We start from the raw sequence: 21,620 nt of genomic DNA, 5'->3' as shown, positions 1-21,620 counted from the left end.
GGACAACGCCCTCGGACTTCCCCTGAAAGCAAAGCCGGTTGTCGCTCCGTCTGTAAGCACGCTTCTATCGCCCGGTAGCTTAGGCAAGCGGCGGTCAGCTACATCCGGCTCCCGGCCCGCAAACGGCGTCCTCGAGCGAGCCAAGATGCGATCGCAACATCTCGACGAACGCTTTGACGCGGCGGGGCACCTGGCGACGGGATGGATAGACGGCCCACATGGTGCTGTCCCGGTCCTCCGCGTCCTCGAGACGGATGCGGATCAACTCACCCGACCCGAGTTGATCGACCACGTCCCAGTAGATGACCTGGATGATGCCGAGATCGGCCATGCAAGCCGAGATCACCGCGTCGAGATCAATCGGATCGCGAAGCATGCCTCGCGAGCATGCTTGTCAAACTCGAACGCGGTCCTCGAAGAAGCCGACGATCCAGGGGGCGTCGGATGCTTCCCAGGTCGGGGGTTGTCCGCCCGCCAGAGCCGCCCGCGACAACAGCTGGTTCGAGGCCACGCAGGTTATTTCGCTGACCATGATGCAACCCGGGCAAGCCCCGCCGCGAGAATCGCAGAGCGAGCCGGACCCGCAGCGCAGCAGCCGGGGATCGATCGCATGTCTCAGGAAGTCCTCTGAATGGTTGCGCCACATCGCGGAGATATTGCCGAGATCGGGCGTCATGCCTTTGCGGTAGAGAACAAAAGCCAGGTCGGCTGGAAACAGATGTTCGCCGAGACCGTCGGCGTCGAGACCGGACAGATCCGCCAGCGAGTGCATCAGCTGGTGGGAAAGGCTGTGCAGCAGCAGGTAGACATATGAGCCAAGGCTGCGAGGCGTTCCCCCGCGCTCGCGATCCTTGTAATGATCGAGAAACGGCCCGAAGTCCCGATAGGTCTCGATAAGACGCTGGCCGATGCGCACCCCGGCGGGGGGCGTGTCCGGCACCTGGTTCAGCTCGAGCCAGCGACGAACCCGTTCTTCGTCCAGCTTGAAATAGAGCGCTTCATTGCGTTGCTGGGTGACGTAGATGGGGTGCGTTCGCGTCCCCAAACCCGGTAGCGCATCGAACGCCTTTAACCGCACCGGCATCGCCACCGAGCGTCCCTGAGACTCGCGATTGTAGATCGGCCCGGCCGACACGCGCGAATAGCCAAAGCTGAACTCGCAAATCGGCAGGCCACGTATGAGCACCATCCGCTCGACACCCATCGTGTCGAGAAGCGGGCGGATCGTCGCGCGATAGCGCGCAAGCGCGTTGTCGTCGCCCGCCACGTCCGAAAGACGCGCGTCCGGCGTCATGACGTCGACGGCTTCGAAAACAGGAAGTCGAGACGAGATGTGCTCCTCGACGAAAGCTTCGTGCTGCAACGACAGGCGGATCGGATCGTAGCGCCGCGCCCAGGTCTCTCGCTCCAGCGACGCCCGGATCAGTTCGGGGCTTTGCGCCTGCCCCCGCTCCACAATCCCACGCTCGTACCAGGTCTCACGCAGCGCTGCGATATCGCGACCCCAGCGCGCGACCGCATCCGACGCTCCTCTCTCCCGCGCGCGCTGCTGTATCTCCCGAAGATCCTGGTGTTCGCTCCATTGCTCCGAGAGCCCGGCGGCGCGCAGCGCCTGCTCGATCTGCACGTCGCTCGGCTCGGAGAACGGAATGCCATAGATGCGGGCGATGACACGGACGAGGTCGGCGCGGCGATCCTCTGTCAGGAGATCGACCACGTCGCCGTTGCGAAACTCGATAAACGCGCCACGCTGTGGATAGAAGGCCGAGTTCGCCCGGTAGGAGACCGGGAGCATGTTCACTTCGATAAACTCGTACTGACGCCCGCCGGCCTGGCGATCGGCTTCGAGGGCTTCGAACGTGTCGGGGTCCTGCCTCTTCAGTTCCCGGGTCGCGCCGCAATCGTTGCAGGCGAAGCGCCATTCGGAAAATACCGGCGCCCTGTTCCGAAGCGAGAAGTTCCGGGCCCCACAGCCACAGACTTCGATCCGCTGGACCTGGCCGCTCGCGGCGTCGAAGCGAACGCCGCCTGGACTGAGCGGCTCGAGGCCGCCCGACCAGTGGACGTAGACGACGTCGACCTGAGTCCATCGTCCGTCATGGTCGCCGCATCGCCGCGGCAGAGGGCGGTCATCGAGCTCCTCGACGCAGGTGAACTCCCGGATGCGACCGCACACTCCGCATTGAAACACGAGCGGATATGGGACGTAGCCGACAACGCTTGGATCGGTGAGCTCGAAACCACGAGGGTCGACTTCCACGCGGTCGGTGCGAACGTTGAAGAAAGCTGGATCGAGGACCAAGGCCGGCCTGACTTCGCCGGCTGGTCGCACCGAGAGCGCCCGGGTCTGCCAATTCTCGGCGAACTCACGGATTCCATCGAATATCTGGCGTTGCGTCGTTGGCTCAAGCATGACCGGGCGGCGCATGGGAACGGACCGACAGATGCCCTTGCCGCCTTCCCAGGTCAGGAGGACGCCCGGAGCATAGGAGGTCGCCAACTGGGTGCGCGAGCGGGTCATCTTGGGAGGCTCGGCGTCCGGGTTCGCCTGAGCCTCGAACCCGGCGCGCATCCCGGCAGGACGACGGTTCCGCCAGCCGTCTTCACGCAGCGGCGGTCGACCAGTAGGCGAGCGGCTCACGGGTTGTCTCCATCTCGTTCGCCGTCTGTTTCCGCCCCGGCACCGCGTTGACTGCGGATCGACCGCATGACCCGGGCCAGAGCGCCCAGATCAACCCTCGTGCTCCTCGTCCGCGCTACCGGATCGTGGGTCGAGCCCACGATCAGCCCGACCTCGTCGACGTCGCGCAGAGAGGTCATCGGCTTTCGCAGGACGGCCGTCTGGTCGTTCCAGTAGTCGCGGAGCCGCCCCTCGGTCGCCTGGGCCTGCATGGCGCGCGAGAACTGGTCGGCGGACTGGTCGACGAGGATCCGATAAGGCTCAGCGTAGACCGGGCTTCCGACATGGTCGCGGCCCCGACCGTCAAAGCCGGTCGACCGCCGGATGAAGCCGCCGAGTTCGTCCAGAAAGGCGATCGGGTCGCGCCTTGCGTCAGACCTCAGACGCTGCACGAAATCGTACTGCCGCGCCGCGTCCTTGACGTTGTCTGGCTGGCGGACGAACTCCAGCGCTTCCTTCGTCATCGCCCAGGTCTGGATGAACGAGGCGAACACCCGCCGGATCGCATTCTCCGCCCAGCGCTCCACGGCGGGCGGCGCGATCATGCGCTCGAGGAAGCGATGGAAGATGTCGTGGGTTTCGACCACATAGCGGTCCCGCCGGCTTTGCGGCGTCGGCAGGAGGAAGACGAAGCCCACATGCGTTCGTCCCACACGGCTCGAGGCCTGGATGTATTCGGCGATGTCGGACGGCAGGCCTGCGAAGAACATGCTGTTGAAGCGGTCGACGTCGACGCCGTGACTGATTGCGGACGTCGCCACGATGTTTCGCACGAGGTCGTCGAGGGCGGATACGCTCGCCCTTCGAAGCTCCGCTCCGCATCGCCCATTACGGTCTGGATGTCCTTCATGTCGACACCGCCGGATATGAGACGACTGTCGAAGCGCTCCAGCGAAATTCCGGCCGCTCGATGTCCGAGGCGGACTGCGGCGTCCAGGGCGTCCATGATCTGGTCGCCGCCCTTCTTGTTCGTCACGTAGGCCAGCGCGATCCGGTGAAGATCGATGACGGCGAGCACGTCCTCGCTTCGCTCCTGGCTGAGGCACCGGTCGATCGCAGCGCGTCGCCAGTCGCCGGCGCGGCCGGGGCTGATCGCTGACCGGATCCGCTCGACAGCCGCATGACGCGTTTCATCCGCAGCGAGTTCCGCCCAAAGACCGCTGATCAAGGTATGGAAGACACCCAGCACCTGTACCGACGTGACGGTGTGCGTGGCGTCGTTGGTCATCAGCGAGACGTAAAGCCTCATCCAGGGTGAGGTCGCCTCAGGCGCCTCCCAGGACCGTAGTTCCTGAGCTACCCGCAGACGGTCCGGGTTGGCTCCGGGAGGCGGAGTAGGCTCTGCGAAGAACGAGTGGTAGATGTCCGGGCCGGGATACGGGAACCGTAGCGCCCGCCGTTGATAGAGCACCTCGATCTGGCGATCCGGATCGGAGATCGTGGCGGTCGCCGCGATCACCTTAGGCATACGGGCTGGTCCCAGGCCGCTCTCGGCCCAGCCGCGCGAGAGCCCCAGCTCCACGCCCGCCGCCGTGGCGATCTGCTGGAAAACGTGCTCCAGCAACGTGTCGAAAAGCCCACTGAAGGTGCCGAGGCTTTCCTCCAGGAGATGGGCTTCGTCCTGGATGATGAGCGAGGGAAAGGGGTCGACGAAAACCCGCCGCCCGTTTCGGTAGGAGGGAAAAACCGGCTCGTATCCACCTCGATCCGGGCCGTCCCTGAGGTTTCCGTCCTGCGCGGATTATGGAGATGTCCGGTTGGCCCTATCCAGCGGGCAAGGCCGAACATGCCCAGGACCTTGGCGATTGTGTCGGTGTGCTGTCCCAGCATGGCGAGCTTGTCGATCGTGCCGAGAAGGACCGAGGGCGCGCGCGCATAGATCGTGTCGTCTGTCAGCAGGAACGGGAGCGGCGTCAGGCGGCCATGAGCGCGGTTCCAGATGCAGGTGCGGTCAAAACAGATGATCGCAAGGCGCTCGGCCGTCGGCCCCTCGGCCTCGAAGCGCCGAAGCCCAGTCGATGACCCGCAGCAGGGGCAGTTCGGGACCTTGTCGTAGGCCGTCCGGAGATCGCGATAGCGCTGACCTCGTTCGCGCAGACGGTCTGTTTCGTTAGCGCCTTCTTCGAGGCGGGCGTCGTCCGGATGCTCGGCGTCATCGGCGAGCGGCACATCTGCGGGGATGGCCGAGTATCGATTGGGCGTGTTCGACGCGCCCACCCAGAAGCGATTTCGAACGGCCAGCTCCCGATATTCTCCCTGCGACGGATGAGTTCGGCGTTCACCAGCAAACGAAGGAGACGTTGCGCCTGCTGGAGCGTCAGCAGCCGCAACGGATAGCGGATCAGAACTGAAACGCCGCGGCTTTTGCCACGCAGTCGATCGAGAAACAGCCCGAACAGCAGTGTTCCATAGAACGCCTCCGACTTACCGCCGCCCGTCGGGAAATAGAGGAGGCTGACGGTGTCCTCATCGAGCCGGGCGTCGTGGTAGCTGCGGTATTCCGGCATGCGGGAAGCAAGCGTGGGAATATGGGCGAGCACGAACGCCAGCTGAAACAGGCGCCACCCCCTGGTCGGATCGGAACCATCGCGCTCGAGGAAGGCGCGGTTCATCAACAGCCAGCCTTCATAGGGCGCGGCGCGTAAGCGAAGCTCGGCAGCCTCGGCTCCCGCAGGCGCGCTCGCCAGCCTCTGCGAGGCTTCCTGCGCCTCGATTAGGAGTTCGACTCCGCGCCTGGTAAATCCGGCCTCAGCGAGCTGACCTGCTTCGTCGACCGCCAACCGTTCGGACTCGATGTCTGCGTCCTCGGCCGAGAGCCCTTCCCTGACCTGACTGCTCAGGCTGCTGACGTGTCCCGTACCCAGGCGACATAGGCCGCCGGCAGCGCAAGCAGGTCGCCGACGCAAAAACGCCGGTCGGCCAGTCGCGCGAATTCGGTCGGCACGTCCGCCCCACGCGGACGGATGCGCGGCTGGACGAACGCGGAGCCCATGTCGTCGAGAGCGAGATGCTCTCCACCTCGCTCCGGGCCTCGACGCCGCAATTCAGTCCGATCGCGGGATACTGGAGGAAGTGGCGAAACCGATACGACGGCTCGACCCGATCGAGCTGAAGCGGAACATGGGCCGACCGGGGAAGGGTGACTTCGAGCGAGCAGCCGAACAAGCATGGCATCGCTTCAGGGCTTGGCGAATGGGCGGCTCCTGCGCCCGATTGTCGAGAGTGAGCCTGTAGGAAGCGACGCTCGGGTCGAGGAAGTCCCGTTGCCGTTCTGCGGTGAAGGTCAGCTGCGTCAGATCAGGTGCGACGTCGGCTGGATTGATGTTCTGGCCGCGTACAGCGGCGAGAAAAGCGCCATAGGTCGCTTCGCTCTGCGCGTCGCCAGGACGGATGGCGACGTTGCGCCAGGTGCTTCTGCCTCCCTCTTCAGACCCGAGCCAGGCAGCAACGCTGGCGGCGGCCGCCAACCGCAGTTGCTCACCATAGGCTTCGACGCTCGCCGTGAAGGCCGCATCGTCAACGGCCAGCGGCATCGTCCCTTCCGGCAGCGCCAAGGGAACGCGGATCCATTTTCCGGGGAGAGGCGCTGGATCGATGTGCTCATAGGGAATGAGCCGCTGCGAACGCAGTAGAGCCGCTATCTGCGGGCGCGGCTCGGCGTCCTGTTCCGGTGGCGCAGCTTCAACGTCCGGGCCGTCTTGCGCCGGAACGGTCGCCTCGGCCTCCAGATCGCCTCGGACAAGCTCGATGCGATGGCGTCTGTAGGCCTCGATCCGCACCTGCTCTTGAATGGCCGCGCGTCGCCCGCGGATCCCCGCCCGGTCGGTCTCGCTCAGGTCACGCCAGGCAGGGCTTTGGAGCCCCTGCGCTGCAAACAGCTCCTGTCGACGCGTGCGGATGGTCTGGTCGATGTCGGCCTGTATCGCCGCCCTCAGCCGAAAATCGATCTCAAGGCCGTTACGCGGATCCTGCAGCTCCTGCCAGCTCGGAAGCGCCCTGACATAGACAGATGCGCGAGGCCTGACCGTCAGGTTTCCCTCGACGCCGGATCGCACAGTGAAGTCCAGCCCGATCGCCGCGATCCTGATGTCGGAGGTCTCGTCCTGCGGATTATCGCCGTCGTTGAAACGCGGCAGCAGCTGACCTGACACGATCGCGCGGCGCGGAGAGCGACCGAATATGACCCTGCCCTCGGCGTCGGCTCCCGAGACGCGGTCGACGACGAGGTTCGCCAGGGCGTCGCAGACCGCTTCCTTGACCTCCGGGTCGATCGCCCGCAGCTGCGCGGCGGAATAGCCGTCGCTCATCCTCGAAACTCCCGGCGATCGGTGACTCTGGCGACGAAGTGTTCGGCGGCGGAGCGCACAGCCTTGATGCCGGATAGCCGCTCGGGATGGGCGGCGTCGACGCCGTGAGGATCCACGAGGATGTTGCGGTAGGCGTCGTAGAGCGCCACTCCGACGCGCTGCCGTACCGAACGTTGCGCGATGACGGCCCAGGCCCAGAACCTGCGCGCGACGCCTTCGGACACGCCCAAAGCCGCCATGAAACGCAGGAATGTCTCGAGATCCCGCGGCGCGCGGGGCGTCACGTCGTGCAACGCCTTGCTGGTCTCGTCGTCCAGCGTGACCCAGTAGCGGATGTTGGCGAGCTCGACACGCGGCCCTCCCATCCTGTCCGCGAGAACGCGCTGCTTGGCGGCGCTGGTCGCGCCTTCCAGTCCGGCGAACCTCTCACGCACGAGGCTGTGGTAGGTCAGGATCTCTTCTGCCGCGACAGCCGAAATGTTGAGAAGCGGCCGCATCTTCTCGACGAACGCCTGCCCCATCACGCAGATCTCATCGCCGACGTCGACATTGGACGCCTCGATCTCGCCGTAGCTGACGAGCGAATGGCTCGGCAATTTCGAGACAAGTCGAGTTCGACGGCGAGCGATCAACCTGAGATCGTTCGAGAGCGTGAACTCCACGAGATCCCGCAGGGAGCGGGACGGTCCGGCGAGGTCCACGACCGAGCCTATGGGGACCTCGATGTCCTCGGGCGGCGTCTCGAGATTATCGAGCCTGATTGGAGCCCCCCCAGCTGTGAAGAGGTTTCGAGCGTTTTCTGGGCGAGGCGTCTCAGCCTCGGTTGAAAGGGCTCGAACTCTTCGTATTGCGCCAGTCGCTGCGCGTCCCGGCTGACGGCGCGCATGGTGTCCAGATCCAGCAGGACAAGCATTTCCTTTGGAAGCCAGGGCTTCGTCATCCAACCCAGCAACTGAGCCCGCGTGGGTCCGACCAGGATCATCCTGTAGAACTGGTTGCGCTCCCCGTCCGGCAGGCTGGCGATGTCGAGCGCGCCTGGAACATCGGTGAAGTGGATCATCCCGCTTTCGATGCGTGGTTCGAGTTCCGGGATGCGCGAGACGAGATCGTCGTAAGCGACCTCCGCGATCAGGTCGCTCCGGAAGACAAACAGGCATTTCGAACTCGATCCGAGAAACCGCCGCGCCGCCGTTTCGACCAGCGACGACATTGGCGTCGTCCGCTCGACTTTTTCCTGGAGCGCGCGAGCGCCGGATATCGAAGCGTTGAGGTCTTCGAACGCGAGTTGCGACAAGGGGCTTCCCGGCTCGCTCAGTTCGGCGACCTGCGTCGTGATCCGGTAGGCCGCCACCTGCTCGGCCGCCACCGCTGACCCCATCTCCTCGCGTACGTACTCGCTGAAGGCGCCGAGCGACGCTGGCAGCGACGCCGCCCTGCGAAGCCTGCCGATCACCTGGCGCGCGGTCTCGGCTCCACGCAGATCATTGGCTTCGGTCGCCTTCGCCGCCAAAGCTCGAAGCCGCTCGACCTCGTTGACGAGGTCGCCGCCATAGCCTTCGACAAAGACGCGCTCGCATCCCCTCCATTGAGCCGGCGGCGTAGTCCCCGAAGCTGCGATGGCGCTGTGCGCAGCGAACACCACCTCCGACGGACAGGGGTCGCGCCTGACCCTGGGGCGCGACTTCGTTTCGATCGCGAGGGCGTCGAAGCGGACCGCGTCGAATGACCAGGGATCGTCGGTAAGAGCCAGGACCCCGATGCCGCGATATGCCGTCTCGATCCTGGTGGTGAGGTCTTTGACCCTCTGACGCCAGTTCAGGCCGAGCCTCATACGGCCAAGCCGGGTCAGGTCGAGAAGCAGCACGTCGAGCGGAAGGGTCGAGGCGGTCGCTCGCACGCCAGCCGCGTCGTCGGCCCGCAGCGAGAAACAGAAGTAGGGCGCGGCCTTGGGATCGTCGGCCAGACCGGTCCGGGTGTGATCGCCCAAGTCCGTCTTGGTGCGGACGTTCCAGAGCAGATGACCGTGGTTAGGAACAGGTCCCTGGAGCGGGCCGCTTGCGACCACTTCGTCGAGGCTGGGGTGGCGGAATTCGTCGTAGACCTTGCCGTCTCGCGCTCTGCCCGTGAGCGTCTTCACGCGCGACAGCGTCTGATGATAGTCCACCCAAGCCCCCTCGCCGGTCTGCCGAATGGCCCTGACGTGATGTTGGGTGTGACAGCGTTCGATCGTCGTCTTGTCGGCGTAGACGTCCTTGAGCGGTCGGTGGATCGTGTTCGCTGCAGGATAGAGCAGCGCCCGCATGCCGATCGGAGTGGACAGCGCCCGAAATCGCCTTCCGTCGTGGACGACCTCGATCGGAGTCGAAGCCAGGCTGTCGGCCAGACATGTCAGGACCGCGCCGGCCGCCAGCGAAAACTCCGCAGCAGGCCAGAACATCACGGTGCGACGGCCGCCTTCGCTCGCCGCTCTGGCGATGAGCGAAACGAGCTTGCGATAGGCGACCGCGACTTCCAGCGGCTGCTGCGCTCCGACCTGATGCAGCGGGAGCCGGCCAAGCGCGTCGAGATAGAGATCGACATCCCTGCTCGGGCGCGGCGGCAGCATCACTGCGGCCGTTCGCTTGGCGGCGGTCTCCGCCATCTGCCGGGCGAGCTGGCTTTTCAGGTCGGCCGACGCCTGCTGGCGGTCGCGGCGCTCCTGCAGCCCGACGCGCTTGTCGCGCCTGCGGTCATCCCAATCACGCGACATGGCGATCCGCGGTTTGAGGGATTGATCCCTCGTAGGCCAGGACTGCTGCTCGTTCCGGATCGGCATGCAGCTTCTTCGCCGCAAGCAGACGATCTGGCGAAGGCAGATCCAGCATCCTCAGCAGTTGCACCGAGATGGCCGACGTTCCGGACAGGGCGCGGTAGCGCGCGTCGGCCGCAGCGGTGTTGAGGAGTTCGCAGACGAGGGCCACGTCGCTCTGTCGCTCGCCGATCAGAACGATGGTGTGGTTTTCCGAAACGAAGCCGCCCCATCGCGCATAGACGGCCGGATCGACCACCGCCGCCACAAGACGCCGAGGCTGCTTGTTGTTGGTCGTTCGCTGGAGCACGGCCGCCGGCTGACGAACGATCGACGGCGAATGCGCCGAAAACGATACGAAGTTCGTTCCCTTGCCGGTCTTGCCCAATGGCTGACAGAGGCTGCCCGGCTTTACGTTCTTGGCCCAAATCAGCGGATAAGCGTCCGCCTCACCCGACTCCCGGAGTCGTTCGCCCTCGCGATTCCAGACGAAGTAGCCCGCCCTCGCCATAACGCCGTAGTCGGCGATGGTCGCCCCGCCCCGCGGCATCAGGTTCAGGGTCGGGCATGGCCAGGGATCTTCGCGATCCTGGGGAAGCGCGTAGGCGCCGATATCGGTGACGCCGGCCGAGGCGCTGATGGCGCAGAACCGCGTGTCGGATTGTTGGAGATCGCCGGCCTTCTGCAGCAGCAATACGCTGACGTCCTGAGCCACATCGGCGAAGACCTCGTCGCGAGGGCCGACATCGGCGACGCACAGCACCTGCGCCTCATCTCGCAGAAAGCCGCGAAGCTTCGTGTAGAGGGGGCCGGTTCGAAAGCTCGACGGAATGACCAGCGCCGTCAGCGATCCGGGCTTTGCGGCCCGCAGGCACAATTCTACAAACAGGGCGTATTTGTTGATGTTGCCGCTGTGGGCGACCTTCTTCCAATGTTCGCCAAGCAGCGCAGCCGGCCTGACGCGGCCGTAAGGCGGGTTGGCGATCACCAGGTCGAATTTGGGTTCCCAGTCGCGGCGCAATGCGTCGCCGACCGAAACGTCGATCGAGGCGCGCGCTCCAAGGCCGAGACGTTCAGCAATCAGCGCGCGCGAAATTTCGGCCAGGCCTGGGTCGATCTCCACGCCAGAAAGCCGCGTCATGACATCGTTCGGATCGGAGCCGTAGGACGTCATTCGCGCCGCGACCGTCGACAAAAACGCCGCGCCGCCGGCGGCTGGATCGAGGACCGCCCCAGACTTCAGGTCGAAACCGTATTCCACGGCCAGGTTGAGAACCGCCGACGCAAGATAGGGCGGAGTGAAATAGGCCGCCTGCTCGCGTCGTAGCTCCGCCGGGAGCAGGAGCGTGTAGAAAACACCCGCCCAGTAGTGGCGCTCGTCGATCGCCAGCGTCGAGAGAGTGCGGGCAAGCCCCGAAAACTCGTCGGTCCCTGCCCGAGCCCGAAGGAGATCGCGAACGAGAGCCACCCGCGCCGCGTCGGTTCTGCAAGAAGGCTCTACCTCCTTTGCAGCCCGTCTCGCATGCGCAAGGATCGCCCGTCCACCGTCTCGCCAGGTCACCATTCTGATCACGCTCTGCAAAATCATCGCCCGGCGCCGAACGCTACGCAACTACCCCGAGCGTCATTTTCCGGGGGCAATCCGTTCACGTCGTAGAGCGAAGCCTAGCCAGAACCCCGGCAAGGCACGAGGACGCTGAGGGTCAGGATCGATCCGCGGGAGCGTCGCCGAGTTGCAGCGTCTCGGAGTCGGCGAACTCCTTGCTGGAACCGAAACGGAAAAGCGACAGTCGCTACGGTAGGATGCCAGAGTTGGGAGCTCCCAACAGTTGGAGCTCCCAACTGCGAAGGCGCGCGATAGGACCGGGTCGATGGCAGCAGATCCCCGAGCACACGCTTCGAAGGCACCGGCGCGCTCGCCAAAGCCTGCAAAGCTGCCGACGCCGCCAATGGCGGAGGTGATCGAACTCGCTCCCGAAGTCATCGATCCCTCATTCGTGTCGGATAGGCTGACGCTCGATCAGGATCTCGACTTCGTCGAGTTCATTCGACAGAACGGCCAGCAGGCTCCGATCCTCGTTCGGCCCCATCCAGAGCACTCGGGACGATTTCAGGCGGTCTACGGCCACCGTCGGCTAGCTGCGGCGTCGGCGCTCGGGACGAAGGTCAGTGCGATCGTGCGAACCCTGTCCGACGTCGAACTGGTCGTCGCTCAAGGTCAGGAGAACGCCGCCCGCAAGGATCTGTCTTTCATCGAGCGCGCCCTGTTCGCGATGCGGCTCGAACAACGAGGGTTCGATCGACAGACGATCATGAGCGCCCTGATCGTCGACAAAGCCGACCTCTCCCGACTGATTTCGATCGCCTCGCGGGCGCCGAGAGAGCTGCTTGAAGCGATCGGGCCCGCTCCGAAAGCCGGTCGTCAACGTTGGGAGGCGCTCATCGCCTGCCTCGAAGCGCCTGACGGTCTCAAGAAAGCTCGCTCTTTCGCCAAGTCGAAAATGTTCCAGACGCTCTACAGCGACGAGCGATTTTCAGAGCTCCTCGAACGCCTTCAGCCAGTTCGACTAGGCGTGGCTGGAGCGACCGACATTGTGGTGGACGACGACCCCATCGGATCGATCAAAGCAACGAAGAGCGCCACGACATTTCGGTTCGAGACTGCGGCTGCCCCGGAATTCGCCGCCTATCTCGCGGACCAGCTCGGCGACATCTATCGGAACTGGAAAAAGACGCATTCAGCCTGACCGTCGCGTTCTCTATTGGAAACGGGACAAGGTCCTTGATTAAGCCAAGGTTCATCCCGGAACGTCTCGGCTGACGACGGCATGCTTAGGGGGCTCTGTGGGACTGGAGCGATGGGACGCCTGCCGGGCGAAATGGGTACTCTACCAAACGCAGGAGCGACACAGCGAAGACTGCGCTCGCTTCCCATATGAAGCCCTGCCACGGCGCATCTTCCTCGATACGAACGTCGTCAACCTGCTCGTTCGCTACAGCGATCAGGTGTTCGAGCAAGCGCCGATCGATGACACGCTCGACACGACCAAGCGCCACGATGTCGAAGCCTTAATGCACGTATTCCAGACCGGGGCTCGCGCAGACTGGAGCATTCTGGCATCACGGAAGGTGCTGGATGAGATCGTGAAGACCCCTGATGAGGAGTTCAAGGCGGATCTGACCGATTACGCGATCGAACTCGTCAGCCCTCTCAATGACGGCTTCGCGGACCGCCTCGGTCGATCTCTCGTCGAAACACGGCTACTGTCGGCTTTTCCAGGCGAGCATGATCGCGAACTCATCGGAAACGCGATTGGCTTCAATTGCGATGTCTTCTGCACATGCGACCAGCGGACGATCATCCGGAAGCGCCATCTTGCGAACAACCTTCCGATCCGGTTTCTGACGCCCATCGAGTGGTGGTGGCACGTGAAGCCATGGGCAGGCCTATGGCTTTGATCGCATCCCAGTATCCAACCCGCCGCACAGAGTGCGGCCTTCTGGTAGCGTGTGAAGGTAGGTCAGATGGCGCCGTGGGAGCCGTTCGGAAGCAGCTTCAAGGCCGAGGACGACCTTAACTGGCCGGTGCTCTCGCAGGTCTACCACACCACCCATCGTCTCTCCGCTACAAGGATCATCGAGGACGGCAGGGTCAAACGGGGCCTGGTTTATGATGAGAGCGAACTGAATAAAACGCGCACCACCGTGTCTTGGGTGTCTCCCAATCATTGGCGCGATGGCTACCGGTATGGTTCCGTGCGTTTCGGTTTCAATTGGAGCCTGTTCGCTGACCAGTCGCATTTTTATTGGGTCGAGTGCATCGAATATAGTCCGCCAGCGTGTCGCTTCTTGATCACCGAACGTGACCTTTCGAGTGAGCTGCCTGCTCTCACCAGATATGATCCGATGTCGCATCTCGGACCGTTGCTGTTCGACGGCGTCGATTGGCGCCGAAACCGCGCCATCGCGCTCGAGCTCATGATCGACGACGACATAGCGCTCAGCCACTGCACGGGGATTGATTTGGTCACGCACCATCCTCAACAATGCAACGAAAGGAACCCGAACTGCCCGGAAAGACGAAATGGTGAGCACGATACAGGCGCGCGCCTTGTCGCGGCTTTGCTCGGCCGCGAGCTAACAAACGCAAATCACTGCCTGAAATCCGACGAGCCAGAAAGCATTGGTCTAACGGTCCAGGGAGCACTCGGTTTGCTCTCGCTGAAGCTCCGGCCGAAGGACGGTGAAAAAGGAGTGATCTCCGACATCGATCACGCTCAGGCGATCGTCACCGCCGCTTTCAATCAATATGGCTCCGATCATATCGAGTCGGCCAACGCTATGCCGGACGCTTCAAGACGGAGCGCTATTCGACGAGGCGATGAAGCGCATCGTGAGGCGCCACTTTCACCTTCCTCATTTCAATTTCTGAAAGGGCATGGACGAGATCGAGGCCTCCGGCACGATCGAGGTCGACGGTGCCTATTTCGGCGGCCACGTGAAGCCCGCGAGCGCCTGCTGGGAGAACCGGCGCGACCGCCGGCTGGCGAAGAACCAGAACGGCGAACGACGGTGGTCGTCATCATGCGCGAGCGTGGCGGCCGCACCCTGCCGTTCGTGGTCGAGCGCGAGGCGCAGTCCGTCTGGACGCTTGAGCGCCGGATCAAGCCCGGCAGCACGGTCCACGCCGACGAGGCGTTCCGTAACGCCTCCGACCCTTTCTGCAATCCCTGTTTCAATGATCTGTTCCCACAACGCTCAGGCCCAAAGCTATCGGCTGGCGAACCTCTAATTCCTGATCGGTTTGTGGTGTCGACGATCTCGGATGACCCTCGTCGTACGACGAGGGTCATCCGAGATCGTCGACGCCCATCAAGCCAGACCCCCTCTTGAATCAACGGTTAGACGGGACTATCTTGCCTGGCTGCGGCGAGCCAAAACGCTTGCCGCTGTGATTTTCGCTGGGAGTCAGGCCCTGGACAGCATTCTGTCGAATGAGGGATTGGCCTATTCCACGCGGGCTGCAAAGCGCGCCTATCGCGATGGTGTAATTCCTCAAAAACTTGGTGCTTGAGCAACGTTGGGTCGAACTGGCGGAGCGTTCGTGCGACCAAATCGAGGCCCAGCCGTTCGGCAAGCGTGGCGGCAAGACGAAGGATCTCGCCGAGGTTCTCGAGGTCAGCCCAGCCTATCTGCGCAGGGCGATCTCGGCTCATAAATTTGCGGCCACAGATCCCTTTCCCAAGGTTGTGGTGTCCACCTTGCCCCTCCCGGTCGTCGAGGAGCTTCGGACGTGGCGTGAGTTCAACCGTGGACGCGCGACCGCGGCGGCTCGCTTGTTCGCACGCGGCAAGATGACGGTCGAGAAGCTGATCGAACGGTCTCGCGCCGCCCGCGCCGGGCGTACGAAGCCGTCGCTGGCCCATCGGACGACACGGCCGTTCAGAATGGCGGTGCGGGACCACATCCTGCGCGAGATGCCTCAATTCGAGGAGCTCGAGCGCTTCAGCGAGCTGACCGGCGCCCACATCACGCTGCAAAGCCGGGACGGGCTGCAGCGGCTGGCTATCGTGGCGACCGGCCCGTTCTCCGACATCGATATCGAACTCGCCAAGTGCCGGGACGCGCTCCTGACGGCGCTTGGGCTGCTGTTCTCGCACGATATAGTCTCGCTGGCCTGCTCGTCCAAGGAGGCGGAGAGGCATGCTCGCGCCATGCTCAAGTCGATGCCGTTGGCGAGAGAGATGGAAGCGCTCGGCCGGCCTCTCGAGAAGCGACTGAGCATTTGGGCGTACGACGCCAAAAAGCACGGCGGGCCGTTCGACCAGCGCTCGGCGGCGGAGCAGGCACGAAGCATGCTCGGCCGTAAAGCGCCTGCCGCGCGAGCCAAGTCAGCGCACGGGTCCGCCAACCGATCGCCGCAGCCCGATGGCGCGTGTCAGGCGAAAGCGACAGAGCGGTCGGCACGAAAAAGGGCGGGATGATCATCCCGCCCTTCTCATATGTCGACCTCGACTGACGTGTTGCGTCAGTCGTCGTCGCCCGCGGCGGCGAGAGCCCAGACGTCGCGCTCGTCGACCTCGGAATCGCCGTCGCACGGCTCGGGCGTCTGCATTCCCGGAGCGTCGCAAACGAAGGGCGCAACATCGCCCTGATCGTTTGAGAACGCGTGCGAGCCGTCGTGAGACCGCCATTCGGGGGCGTCCCATTCGGGGAGCCAGGTCATGATCGGCAGCTTGTGGCGGTCGGGCATGAGCTCTCCCTCGATGCGGGGAAGGCCTGCGATGTCGAGTGCGAGCAGCGCATCGCGCAGCTGTTCGACCCCGCCCGACGCAGCAAGCCTCTCGAAGCCGCCACGCAGCTGGTGGATGCCGCCGCTGCGGCTGCGACGACCCTCGGCTTCGACGAGGTCGTCAAGGGCGGTGGCGGCAAGCCCGGTCAGCGCGCATGCCAGGACCCCGCGTATGAAGTTGATCCGGGTCTCCACCGGCCAGCTCTTCGGCAAGGTCGTCAGGACCGGGGCCGCCTCGACGAGCCGCAGGTAGTCCTGACGGCTGAGGCTGAGCCAGCCGGCTTCGAGAGCGGCGCGCACACGGGTCAGGAACTCATCCCCGGAATCGCGCAGGATCCGCCGGTAGATACGGCGATACTCAACCACCGTCTCCTGGGGCGCCGCCCCCATCAAGTCGGCGCCGCCGTCGGGCGCGAGCTCGATGCGCAGGTCGTAGGCCCCGTTCTCGCGATCGAACGAAACCCTGACCCCGACGAGCACCGAGCGCAGCGCATGCGCCAGCTCGAACGCGGCCTGCGAGCTGAGGCTCGAGCCTTCCTCGCGGAAGCGCGTGAAACGCTCGGCGAGCGTCTCGCGGTTCTCGTCGGCGGCGAGCAAGGCCTTCTCGCGGAGCCTGAGCTGATTGATGAGGTCGCGGATCTCCGTGACCTTCTCCTCGAGCTCGATGCGCTTGCGGATGCGGCGATCTTCGCTCGCTCCGATCATCCAGCCGTCTTCGAACGACGCGTCGGCCTTCGCCTCGGCGGACTGAAGCTGCAGCGACAACGAGATCTTCTCCTTGCCGAGGGCGCGGCGCTCCCTTTCGCGACGGGCGGCGCGCTCGGCGTCGAACAGTTCGCTCGCCTCGTCGGTCAGCAGCCTGCGTTCGATGCAGTCCAGCACCGCGCCACGCACGATACCTTCCTCGAGCCCGTGGCCCGCTATGAACAGCCCGTCCCCACCCCTGCACTCCAGGCTGCGGCGATAAGCCGGGCCGCTCTGGCGGGTCTTGGCATACATATGGCGGTCACACGCGTCGCATGTCACGCGACGGTCCAGGAAATGAGCGGTGTACTGGACGCGCGGGGCGTTTTTGACCTTGCGCTCCCTGGCGCGTTGGCTCAGGCGCCAGGCGACGGCGGCGAACTGCTTGGCCGAAATGATCGCCAGCTGTTCGAACTCGACGACAAGCGTGGGACGAGCGCCGGCGGTGGTACGGTAGCCTTTCCGGCCGAACAGGTAGACGCCCGAGAAGATCGGGTTGCACAACATTTTGCGGATCGTCGTCGATCGCCAGGGATGACCCTTGCGGGTGCGCAAGCCCTGCTGGTTCATAACGATCGCGATATAGTGGTGGCTGACGCCGGTTTCGGCCATATCGAACATTTTGCGGATATGGCCGGCCTCCTCCTCGTTGATCTGCCAGAGGCCCTTCTCGGCGCCGGGATCATAGCCATAGCCGAGATAGGGAATGCGGCGGCCATGATTGATGGACACGCGCAACCCGGCGGACAGGCGGGAAACCGTCCTAAGGCGATCCTCGGCGGCGATGGCGCCGTAGAGATTGGCCGTCGTGCCATCGGCGATATGACCTTTAGACACGGTCCAGAGCTGCCCGCCGAGGTCGTTGACCTTGTCGAACAGGTTCGGGAAGATCGAATGCTTGCGGGCGAAGCGATCGCAATCCTCGCCGATCAGGACGTCAGCGTGCTTGTCGGCGAGCATGACGAGCCCCTCATCGAGACCCGGACGCTTCTCGAGCGTCCCGCTGGTGGCGATGTCTGAAACGATCGCCACCACGGTCATGCCATGCGCGGCCGCGTATTGGCGGATGAGCTCAGCCTGACGCACCAGCGAGTTCGGCGACTGGCCGCGAGTCGAGTATCGCAGGTAACCGACGGCGCGTTTGAACTGCCTCTTCTTCTCTTCCTCCGTGAGCGCCGTCACCACGAGGTCTGACCACGGCTTTTCGACGCTCTCGAGCAGGGCGATCATCTCGCCGTCGCCGGACGCGCCCGTGTCGGTCTCGGGGCCCTTCGTGGGCTTGTTGCGGCCGACGCGGCTCTTCGCCCCCTTGGCGCGATCGAGCTTCGACTTGGGGGCGGAGCCCTCCTCGCCCGCCGGCTCTTCGCTCGAGGGCGACCAGGTCGAAACCGGATTGATCGACACGGAGGTGACGGCCTCGTTGAGCTTCACCGCTTTGGGCGACGCGGCTTTGCCGCGCTTGGCCTCCGGGGCCGGCGCGGGCACGACCTCGGCCGTGACGACCGGCGCAGCCGCCGCCTTGGGCGATGCGGCCTTGCCGCGCTTGGCCTTCGGGGCCGGCGCGGGCACGACCTCGGTCGGGATGACCGGCGCGGCCGCCGCCGTGGACGACACGGCCTTGCCGCGCTTCGCCTTCGGGGCCGCCACGGCCTCGACCTCGGCCGGGATGACCGGCGCAGCCGCCGCCTTGGGCGACGCGGCCTTGGCGCGCTTGGCCTTCTGGGCCGGCGCGGGCACGACCTCTTCCGTGACGACCGGCGCGGCCGCCGCCTTGGGCGATACGGCCTTGCCGCGCTTGGCCTTCGGGGCCGGCGACGCGGACACGGCCTCGGCCGGGGCGGCCTTACGCGCGGCGCGGCCGATCTTGGCGGTCGCGCCCTTGGCGCGGGCGATCCTGGAGGTCTCGGCCTCGGTGGTGATGGTGGTCTTGCTGTTGGACATTCTGGGCCTCATGGCTGGTTGAAAAGGACACGTCGGCGTTGCGCCGATCGCGAGCGCTCTCACCCGCAGCGGGCGAGCAGATGCTGAAGGATCGCGGGCGATCAGCTGCCGGCTGCGCCGGCGCTGCTCGCGTTCGAACTCGTATGAAGGGCGACGCGGCGGCTCGGGGCCGGAGCGTCTCGAAAGCGCGCTAGAAGTCGCGCACGGGCACGCAGCGCATCATGAGACGCGGCGGCGAAAAGGACTTGATGGCGATCGGCACGACGTCATCGCGCATTGCGACGTTCTCGAACAATCGGTCCTCGGACGGTTGAGGTGCGAAGAGCGCCGGGATCCCCGGCGGCCGATGTGAAGAAACGCACACGACGATTGGCGGACCGGCGTCTTGCGCCGGTCCGCTGAAGTCAGTTTCGACGCGCAGCGCCTCAGAAAGCGCTGCGCCGGACAGTCAGATTACGAGGCCAGGTGCTCCAGCACGAGCTCCTCGTACGGCTCGACGGGGTCCCCGCAGACGGCGCAGCGGCAGGCGCTGCAGAGCTCCGGGCCGATCTCGCCGCCGATGAGGCTGACCAGCCTGGTCAGCTCCATGCGCGGGGCCGTGGCGCCGACGGGGTGGGCGCCCTGCGCGCGGGCGTCGTCCTTGTCGGGCGAGGCCTGAACGGGCTTGGGCGCGAACGGCACGACGTTGTGGTTGTTGGCCAAGGTCACCTCTTTCCGGTTGGCGGGTCGAAGCATCGGCAGAGGCTGCGCGTGCACATCCCCAGCCTGACCAACCCACATGTAGCACATGGGTGGAAATTGCACAACACCTAATTTCCGAGTTTTCCGAGCGCTACGACAATCCTCCTTAACCCGTTTGGAATCTCGGCATTATTGCCCTTTTTGTCCGCGTTGTGCAGATCTCTATCGATCATTTTTTTCAATACGATCCTGCTTTGGTCCACGGATGCGGGCCTGGCGGCAGGCTGTTTGCGGTTGGACAACTGGTTCGCTCCTGAAGAGCGACGGCGCCGGTTTCGGCGCCCGGGCGCGCGACGGGTTCGTCGCGCGGATCAGCTGGGCTTACGCGATCGCGCGCCCGATTTCCTGAACGCGGTCGGCTTCTGCGACGAGCGCCTCATCGAGCGCTGCGGTCCACAGCTCGACGCCCTTCGTCTTGAGCTCAATGCGTTGGCTCGTGAAGTAGTGCCGGGACGTGGTCCTCGCCATCTGCTCCTCGGCGCTCTCCTCCACGAACTGTTTGTGGTTATCGCCCTGCGCATGCGCCAGGACGGCCGACGCCGCCCCGCCGAGGCCCCGCTCAGACAGAAAGTTCGTGAACCCCCTTCGAGCGTCGTGCGGGGTAAAATCGGTCTGCTCGTCGGGGTGCGACTTCAATTCTCGCAAGTAGGTTTCCAGCAGGTCGATCGGCTTGCGCTTGCGCGGTGGGCGCGGCTTTGGCCCAGGCTTGCCCTCATAATACGTCTTGGGCGCCGGTCGGCGGTCGTCCGCATCGCCTCGAAGCTGCCTGAACAGTCCGTTGAGCCCTGCGGCGGCTCGTGGGCCGGCGCCGCGGTGCCCGGGGAAGACGAACTGGCTCTTGGACTGCGGATCGACTTCAGCCCACATATGCTCGATCGCCCGGACCATGGACGGCGCCACAGGGACGGCGTGCGCGAGCGTCTTTCCTTTGAGGCCCTTCATCTGAGCCCCGGGAAAATGCGCAATGCGCCAGTCGGCTCGGCCTGGATAGGCGAGCAGATTTTCTCGACGCAGTTTTGCCGCCGCGCCGGTCCGTTGCGCTGTGCTGAAAACGAACAGCAGCAGCGTCTGCAAGGTGAGCGAGGCCACGACGACGCCATCTTCGCGCGCCGCATGCTGCTTTACGATCAGGAGCGTCCGGGCGAGTTCGACGGGCTCCGGCGCGCGGCGGCGAGGATTGTTTTCGGCCTCGACGGTCACGGCGCGCCAGATCGGATCGCGACCGAGCAATCCGCACACATCCGCTTCGTTGGCCAGCCCATGATCGAACATGCCGACCATGTAGCGAACAAGGACAACGGCGCGACTTCCCCCTTTTTCCCCAGTGGGGACGAGAGCCCGCCTTATGGCGAACAGATCCGCGTGACCGACGTCGCACACCTTCTTGTTGCGGATCGGGTCGAACACCGGATCGTCGAAAAGCCGAGGAAATCTCGTCGCCCATCGCCCGTCCTTGAAAACGTTCTTGACCTTGTAGTCGACGAAACTCTTGCTGAGCTCCGCGACGGTCCAGATCGCATCGGACGAGATCGCGCCGCTTTTGCCGGAGGAGACCCGGAGCGCTTCGATGTGGGCCGCGTCGTGGCCGTCGCCGGCCTCGAACCTTTCGGTGTAGACGCGGACATAGGCGTTATGGTCCCGCCCGCTGCGCAGCGCTTGCCTGCATTCGTGCGCCAGGTGTCGGGCGACGTGGCCCGGAGTGATCCCGACCTCACCGAGCTTGGGCGTAGCGGTCTCCGTGCGCAGCCGGTAGGTTCCGCCACGGGTCGAGAAGCGGATCGAGAAACCGCCGGCCTCGCGCCATTCGAGGCCTGGCGTCTGCAGCCCTTGGCGGACCAGGTCTTCGGCCTTTACGATTTTCGCCGGGGTCAGAGCGAAGGGCGTCTTCCGCGGTTTGCGCGACATGGCGTTACCAGCCCGTGACCAGTTTCGCGCTTCCTCTTTTGAGGATTTGCGATGGAGTGAAATGAGGAGCTGGCGCCCCCGCAGCCGACAGTGGCCTGAAACGTTTAAGGAATTGGAGGTTTGAGATCCTTCTGGGAATAAAGGCGAAGGGAAGTTCCCAAGCTGCATACGAGGGTTCGATTCCCTTCGCCCGCTCCAAAAAACCCCTCAAAAATCTTGGCC

The 21,620-nt window shown here is 64.6% G+C and carries 17 protein-coding genes and 2 pseudogenes; 6 read left to right on the top strand and 13 right to left on the bottom strand.

From position 1 onward, the window contains the following. Positions 1–94 precede the first annotated feature (94 nt). From K6K41_RS21060 to K6K41_RS21045, 4 genes and pseudogenes are all read right to left on the bottom strand, one after another. On the bottom strand, positions 95–376 hold the full coding sequence (locus K6K41_RS21060) for a LysR substrate-binding domain-containing protein (RefSeq protein ID WP_261402128.1): 282 nt from the start codon (positions 374–376) through the stop codon (positions 95–97). An 18-nt stretch (positions 377–394) separates the two neighbouring features. Continuing rightward, positions 395–2,641 carry a hypothetical protein gene (locus K6K41_RS21055; RefSeq protein WP_261402127.1) on the bottom strand — a complete coding sequence of 749 codons (2,247 nt, stop codon included), beginning with the start codon at positions 2,639–2,641 and terminating at the stop codon, positions 395–397. Next, positions 2,638–3,267, bottom strand: a complete 630-nt coding sequence (locus K6K41_RS21050; RefSeq protein WP_261405896.1) for a hypothetical protein — start codon at positions 3,265–3,267, stop codon at positions 2,638–2,640. The genes K6K41_RS21055 and K6K41_RS21050 overlap by 4 nt, the downstream gene beginning before the upstream one ends. Positions 3,268–3,381: 114 nt before the next feature. Continuing rightward, positions 3,382–3,441: pseudogene (locus K6K41_RS21045) on the bottom strand (hypothetical protein); the annotation flags it as partial. A 149-nt stretch (positions 3,442–3,590) separates the two neighbouring features. On the opposite strand from K6K41_RS21045, the gene K6K41_RS21040 reads away from it, so the two are divergent. Next, positions 3,591–3,779 (top strand): hypothetical protein, encoded by a 189-nt coding sequence (locus K6K41_RS21040; RefSeq protein ID WP_261402126.1) that lies wholly within the window; start codon positions 3,591–3,593, stop codon positions 3,777–3,779. 814 nt (positions 3,780–4,593) lie between these two features. Here the strand turns inward: K6K41_RS21040 and K6K41_RS21035 are convergent. The 6 genes from K6K41_RS21035 to K6K41_RS21010 form a co-directional block, all read right to left on the bottom strand. Further along, entirely contained in the window at positions 4,594–5,460 is an 867-nt protein-coding gene (locus K6K41_RS21035; RefSeq protein ID WP_261402125.1) for a DEAD/DEAH box helicase family protein, read from the bottom strand. A gap of 56 nt (positions 5,461–5,516) precedes the next feature. After that, complete coding sequence (locus K6K41_RS21030; RefSeq protein ID WP_261402124.1) at positions 5,517–5,672, bottom strand: hypothetical protein; 156 nt, start codon at positions 5,670–5,672, stop codon at positions 5,517–5,519. 52 nt (positions 5,673–5,724) lie between these two features. Next, positions 5,725–6,987 (bottom strand): hypothetical protein, encoded by a 1,263-nt coding sequence (locus tag K6K41_RS21025; protein WP_261402123.1) that lies wholly within the window; start codon positions 6,985–6,987, stop codon positions 5,725–5,727. Then, positions 6,984–7,688, bottom strand: coding sequence for a hypothetical protein (locus K6K41_RS21020; RefSeq protein ID WP_261402122.1), 705 nt, complete (start codon positions 7,686–7,688; stop codon positions 6,984–6,986). Before K6K41_RS21020 ends, K6K41_RS21025 begins: the two co-directional genes overlap by 4 nt. Positions 7,689–7,696: 8 nt before the next feature. Then, positions 7,697–9,289 (bottom strand): hypothetical protein, encoded by a 1,593-nt coding sequence (locus K6K41_RS21015; RefSeq protein WP_261402121.1) that lies wholly within the window; start codon positions 9,287–9,289, stop codon positions 7,697–7,699. Between the two features lie 436 nt (positions 9,290–9,725). After that, a complete protein-coding gene (locus K6K41_RS21010) occupies positions 9,726–11,243 on the bottom strand; it encodes an HsdM family class I SAM-dependent methyltransferase (protein WP_261402120.1) in 1,518 nt (505 codons plus the stop codon). 481 nt (positions 11,244–11,724) lie between these two features. Between K6K41_RS21010 and repB the strand changes: the two genes are divergently transcribed. The 4 genes and pseudogenes from repB (at position 11,725) to K6K41_RS20990 (ending at position 15,759) form a co-directional block, all read left to right on the top strand. Then, positions 11,725–12,522: a plasmid partitioning protein RepB gene (gene repB, locus K6K41_RS21005; protein ID WP_261402119.1), complete on the top strand. Its 798-nt coding sequence runs from the start codon at positions 11,725–11,727 to the stop codon at positions 12,520–12,522. 97 nt (positions 12,523–12,619) lie between these two features. Beyond that, complete coding sequence (locus K6K41_RS21000) at positions 12,620–13,234, top strand: hypothetical protein (RefSeq protein WP_261402118.1); 615 nt, start codon at positions 12,620–12,622, stop codon at positions 13,232–13,234. Positions 13,235–14,228: 994 nt separating this feature from the next. Further along, positions 14,229–14,473, top strand: a pseudogene (locus K6K41_RS20995) (transposase); the annotation flags it as partial. A gap of 365 nt (positions 14,474–14,838) precedes the next feature. Beyond that, positions 14,839–15,759 (top strand): hypothetical protein, encoded by a 921-nt coding sequence (locus tag K6K41_RS20990; protein ID WP_261402117.1) that lies wholly within the window; start codon positions 14,839–14,841, stop codon positions 15,757–15,759. 44 nt (positions 15,760–15,803) lie between these two features. Here the strand turns inward: K6K41_RS20990 and K6K41_RS20985 are convergent, their stop codons facing one another. Beyond that, positions 15,804–18,242 (bottom strand): recombinase family protein, encoded by a 2,439-nt coding sequence (locus tag K6K41_RS20985; RefSeq protein WP_261402116.1) that lies wholly within the window; start codon positions 18,240–18,242, stop codon positions 15,804–15,806. Here K6K41_RS20985 and K6K41_RS20980 point away from each other — a divergent pair. Then, positions 18,232–18,774, top strand: a complete 543-nt coding sequence (locus K6K41_RS20980) for a hypothetical protein (RefSeq protein WP_261402115.1) — start codon at positions 18,232–18,234, stop codon at positions 18,772–18,774. The two genes, K6K41_RS20985 and K6K41_RS20980, sit on opposite strands and share 11 nt — an antisense overlap. Before the next feature lie 431 nt (positions 18,775–19,205). On the opposite strand, the gene K6K41_RS20975 is transcribed toward K6K41_RS20980, so the two are convergent. Both K6K41_RS20975 and K6K41_RS20970 read right to left on the bottom strand, forming a co-directional pair. Further along, on the bottom strand, positions 19,206–19,487 hold the full coding sequence (locus tag K6K41_RS20975) for a hypothetical protein (RefSeq protein WP_261402114.1): 282 nt from the start codon (positions 19,485–19,487) through the stop codon (positions 19,206–19,208). Between the two features lie 327 nt (positions 19,488–19,814). Next, the gene (locus K6K41_RS20970; protein ID WP_261402113.1) at positions 19,815–21,566 is read right to left on the bottom strand and encodes a hypothetical protein; all 1,752 of its coding nucleotides are present in this window, start codon (positions 21,564–21,566) and stop codon (positions 19,815–19,817) included. Positions 21,567–21,620: the final 54 nt, after the last annotated feature.

The organism is Chenggangzhangella methanolivorans (genome assembly GCF_019797865.1).
GTDB classification, from domain to species: domain Bacteria; phylum Pseudomonadota; class Alphaproteobacteria; order Rhizobiales; family Methylopilaceae; genus Methylopila; species Methylopila methanolivorans.
The sequence above is the reverse complement of the archived record's forward strand: the minus strand, read 5'-3'. Positions and strand labels throughout refer to the sequence as shown.